This window comes from Amycolatopsis sp. NPDC003676 (assembly GCF_053587275.1).
On the sequence record NZ_JBSFNS010000310.1, the window covers coordinates 1 to 1,331 of the forward strand.

3 protein-coding genes are annotated in these 1,331 nt (G+C 68.4%); 2 read left to right on the plus strand and 1 reads right to left on the minus strand.

What is annotated here, in order from left to right; all coding sequences use genetic code 11:
• On the minus strand, positions 1-291 hold a 291-nt coding region (locus ACWDNU_RS45955), incomplete at its 3' end, for an ATP-binding cassette domain-containing protein (protein ID WP_449673463.1).
• A gap of 60 nt (positions 292-351) precedes the next feature.
• On the opposite strand from ACWDNU_RS45955, the gene ACWDNU_RS45960 reads away from it, so the two are divergent.
• Together ACWDNU_RS45960 and ACWDNU_RS45965 are read left to right on the plus strand one after the other, a co-directional pair.
• Positions 352-897 carry an AMP-binding enzyme gene (locus ACWDNU_RS45960; RefSeq protein WP_449673464.1) on the plus strand — a complete coding sequence of 182 codons (546 nt, stop codon included), beginning with the start codon at positions 352-354 and terminating at the stop codon, positions 895-897.
• The coding region (locus ACWDNU_RS45965; protein ID WP_449673465.1) for an enoyl-CoA hydratase-related protein at positions 894-1,331 on the plus strand (438 nt) is incomplete at its 3' end. The genes ACWDNU_RS45960 and ACWDNU_RS45965, both read left to right, overlap by 4 nt.

Consider the following 1,331-nt stretch of genomic DNA (forward strand, 5'->3'; position numbering starts at 1 on the left):
GAGCCGGTCGCCGAGGCCCAGGCGCTTGACGGTGTCGAGCCACTCCTGGTGGTCGGCCTTGCGGCCCGCGATGTCGAGCGGCAGCGTGATGTTCTCCAGCGCCGTCAGCGTGGGCACCAGGTTGAACGCCTGGAACACGAAACCGATGCGGTCGCGGCGCAGCGCGGTCATCTGCTTGTCCGACAGCCCGGTCAACGCGGTGTCACCGATGCGGACCTGGCCCGCGCTGGCGCTGTCGAGCCCGGCCAGGCAGTGCATGAGCGTGGACTTGCCCGAACCGGAGGGCCCCATGATCGCGGTGAACTCACCCTTGGCACCTACGGCCTGTCCGAGTCGGCCGGTTTCGGCACCATGTGCCGCCCCGAGGACGACGCCGCCACCATCGCCAACACCTGCGGCGGCCCGATCGCCGACTTCGAACTGCGCCTGTCCGAGGCCGGTGAGGTGCTGCTGCGCGGCCCCAACGTGATGCTCGGCTACCTCGACGATCCCGAGGCCACCGCCGAGGCCATCGACGCCGACGGCTGGCTGCACACCGGCGACATCGGCGTCGTCGACGAGCGCGGCTACCTGAAGATCACCGACCGGCTCAAGGACATGTACATCACCGGCGGATTCAACGTGTACCCCGCCGAGATCGAGCAGACCCTGGCCCGGCTCGACGGCGTCGCCGAGTCGGCGGTCATCGGTATCCCGGACGAGCGGATGGGCGAGGTCGGCAAGGCCGTCGTCGTCCGCAAGGCAGGCTCGACGCTGACCGCGGACGAGGTGATCGCCTTCGCCGCGTCCACATTGGCCAATTTCAAAGTGCCCCGGCTCGTGGAGTTCCGCGACCAGCTGCCCTACAGCGCGGCGGGCAAAGTGCTCAAGCGTGAGCTTCGTGAGGAGAAGTCGTGAGTTCCGAAACCGAGACCGAGGTCGTCACCTATGAAGTGCGCGGGTCGGTCGCCGTCGTCACCATGAACCGGCCCGAGTTCCGCAACGCGCAGAACTCGAAGATGACCTACGCCCTCGACGCCGCCTTCGTGCGGGCCGTCGAGGACCCCGAGGTCAAGGTGATCGTGCTGGCGGGCAACGGAAAGCACTTCAGCGCTGGCCACGACATCGGTACCCCGGGCCGCGACCACGACGTGCACTACGAGAACAAGGCCGCGCTGTGGTGGGACCACCTCGACCGCGCCGGCGGCGATCAGCGCTTCGCGCGTGAGTCCGAGGTGTACCTGGGCATGTGCCGCCGCTGGCGGGAGATCCCCAAACCGATGGTCGCGATGGTGCAGGGTGCACGAACTGCCCGGCCTCCAGCAGCGAATCGTGCGTGCCCGTGTCGAGCC